Raw genomic sequence first — 3539 nt, 5'->3', positions numbered from 1 at the left:
GATGGTTTTGCCGTCCGGGCTGAAACTCACACTTAAGACACTGCCTTGATGCCCTTGAAACTGGTTACGTTCTTTAATTTTATTGAGAATAGTATCCAAAGCAAAGATAGGGCTGATAGCTGGATATTTTTCTAGAGGAAGACCATGTTTTACCAGACTTTTTAACTCTTTACCACTCTGCATTGCTGCCACTAGTGATTCTAACTCGCCATAGTCAAACTGTCTTATAGGATTAACTCCAGCTTGTTCTAGCTGTGTTCCTTGCTGTGCTTCTATTTGTGCTGTTTTTGCCGCTTGTGTCGCTTCATTTGCTTTTGTCAGCGCTGCTTGTGCTTGACGCAAAATAGTTTGAGCCTGTTTAGCTTTAAGTTCTGCTTCTTGTTGTTGTCTATTTGCTTGTTGTAATTTCTGTTTAGTAAGGTTATTCCTTTCTTCTAAATAATTCAATTCTGTTATAGCTTTGAGCAGATTTTTTTTAGCCTTTTGAGTTTCCGCTTGTGCTGCTTGAAATTTTTGCTCTGCATCTTTCTTTTTAGTTTCCAATTTGTGCGCTTTATTCTCTATCTCTCGCAAACTTTGAGTTGCTTGATTGTAGTTTGCTTCAGCCGTCGTCACTTTATTTTCTGCCTGTTGCTTTTTATTACCAGCATCTTTAGCAACTTGAATTTGATTCAACGCATATAAAGATGATATACCTGCCAATAATAATAAACATACCGCTAAACCAGAACTTATTGCTAACCGCTTGCGTCCCTCTTGAATTTGCTGGTCAGCTTCCCATTTAGCATTAGCTAATATCTGATTTTGTTCTGCAATGCGCTTTAATTCATTTTCAGTTAGTTTTCGTTGCTCTTGCTCCCTTGCAAGCTCTGCTAATAGCTTTTTTTCTTGACGGAGTTGTTTAATTTCAGCTTGGCTCTGTTCTTGCTTATTTCGTAATTCAGCCAATTCTGCTAACAACTCACTTCCCTGCTGCTGGCGAATAAACGATACAAGATAATCATGTACTAATTGATAACGATCAGCAGGAAATTCTGGTAACAGCAATACTAACCTTGATGTAACAAAAATATCTAAAATTAAATCGAGTTTATCAGTTTCTGCTGCTAAATCTACGACTAACTCAGCACGAGTTTTGAGGGGACGAGTTCCATTTTCATCTGTGAGCAAATATAAAACCAATTGAGCAACCTGTTCATTCTCCGAACCACAATCTTGGATGACTTCTTCTAAAAATCTCTCAACCAGTTTTTCTTTAGTGCCAAATTGACGATACTTTTCTAAAGTAGTAATTTTCTCAGCTTGTAATTGTGTGCCTACAATTTGCAACTCAATTGGGCGTACCTCTCCTAAATCACCTGCTAAATTCTGCACTAATTCATCAATCAGTGCAGGCTCTAAGTAAAAGTGAGAGCGTTCTGTTAAACTCTGCACAACAGCCATAGCATCGGCTGGCGAAAAATTACCCAAGTAATAGCGAATATTTTTATCAAGAATATTATTATTAATTGCACTTAAATTAAATAGACGTTCTAACTCTAATAAATAATGTAAATAATCTTCTCGCAAAGACAGAATTATCTTGACAAAAGGAATATCTAGACAACCCCGCAAAAACTCATAAAATGCTCGTCGTTGGCTTTGGTCTGGATAAACAAAGAAAAACTCCTCAAACTGGTCAAACATTAAAACCGTCAACAAATTCCGGTCAGCATTTCTCTGCAATTGTTCTAAAATAGCTGCGGAAGAATCAAGATTAGCAAATAATTCTTTACCTCTAACTTCCTCAAAAGCCTTAGCCAAACTTTGCCCCAACATCCCTACCCAATCTGTATAAACTCGCAACAAAATAGGTAAAGCATCTCGCTCACCAATTGCTTCCTGTTGCAACGCCGGGATTAACCCACCCTGCAAAATCGAGCTTTTACCCACTCCTGACTGACCATGAATTACAGTCAATTTATGCTCAGTCCCGCCAATTCTTTCTCGCAACCGCTTAACATCTTGTCCCCGACCAGAAGCAGCAATTTCTTGAGCAATGGTTTCAGGATTTTCTACTTGCAACTGTGCAGAATTAATTGCCTGTCGCTGCGGATTGAGATAAGATGCCCCAACAAAGGCACGGAAACCATACTGTTGTTCAATTTGTAATTGTTCTTGTTTAATATTAAAAGCATCTAGATATTCACCTTGTTCAAAGTAGAGTGAGCGTAATCTGTCTAATATAGATATATATAATTGTGGGTTGTACTGATGATTACTTTCAGCTTTAGCAGCTTTTAAACTCTTAATTGCTGCTTCAAATTGATCTAAACCCTGTTGAGATTTAGCTAAAATAAACCGATACCAACCAAATTTATTTGATTGTAAATTAGGTATCTCAGCTAATATTTGTAATGCTTGCCCTGCGAGTTGATGAGCTTCATTCCAGCGTGACTGTTCTAAGGCTACTTCTGCCAAAAAACCATAATCTTTAGCCAACTGCAACGGCGTGCCATAATTTTGATGTAGCGGCAGAGATTTTTCCACAAGGCTTTGCAAGTCTGACCATGCTTGTAAATGTCGTAGCACTTCACCCAGTTGAGTAATATGTTTTGCAACTAAATCTGAACGTTGTGCTTGTTCAAAAATCTCAATAGCTTGCTGAAGATAATTTCTAGCTTCTTGCCAATATCTGATATTCTCTACTTGATTCCTTTCCGCTTGGCGCTCATACGCTGAAGCAATATTAACGAGTAATATACCTTGTCGTTCTAAATAATTACTTTGTTGCCAGAACCCCAAGCTTTGTTGATAATGTGCTAAAGCAGAATCTATTTGGTCATGTAGATAATCATTTAAACCAAGCAAAAACTCTAAACTTGCTTTAAGTGCTGCTTCTAATCCTTCCCCTCGATTGTGCAAATCTTGACGGGCGGTTTCTAGTTCCCGGCACATTTGGGGATTGGGCATTACATTACCCGCAAAGATTTCATCACTTTTTTGCTGGAGAAAGTTGACTAACTCATCAGTAGGATTTTCAAAATCAATAATAGTTGCCCAACTTTCTAAATCAGTTGCTAATCGAATCAATTTTTGCAGAACTGAATCATTAACCCACAACAATATCGGAAACGGAAAGTTCTTTCTAAACTCCTCCCGTACTTGGTTAGCTGAAGTCAGAACTGTATCAATATCTTTAACCGACTCCAAACCAAAAATCATCAATGCAGGTGGCTGTTCATCTCCCAGTTGTTCGCGGATATTTGTGTAAAGCGTTTTGACTGATGCAGGTAAAGTAATCTCGTGAATATGTACAGGAGATAATTGGTGCAGACGTTGCACCATCCGCTGACGTAAAGCAACATAGTTACAGCGCAGCAAAATCAGCGAAAATTCCCCCTGAGAAAGGGTAATTGCTCGCACCAGAGTTTGCAATGAACGTTCATTGTCAAAAGCTAAATTTTCTGGCTCTTGCTGATTACTCATAACATAGATAATTTACCTTATATTACCTGTTTGTATAATTACATCATGTAATACCATTTCACGAAAATCTT

At 38.0% G+C, this 3539-nt stretch carries 1 protein-coding gene; it reads right to left on the bottom strand.

Annotated features, from left to right (window positions below):
* A partial coding sequence (locus RRG12_RS41840) for a hypothetical protein (RefSeq protein WP_420763205.1) occupies positions 1-3468 on the bottom strand: 3468 nt, incomplete at its 3' end.
* Positions 3469-3539: the final 71 nt, after the last annotated feature.

The sequence above is a fragment of the Nostoc sp. CALU 546 genome (assembly GCF_048836525.1).
The sequence above is the reverse complement of the archived record's forward strand: the minus strand, read 5'-3'. Positions and strand labels throughout refer to the sequence as shown.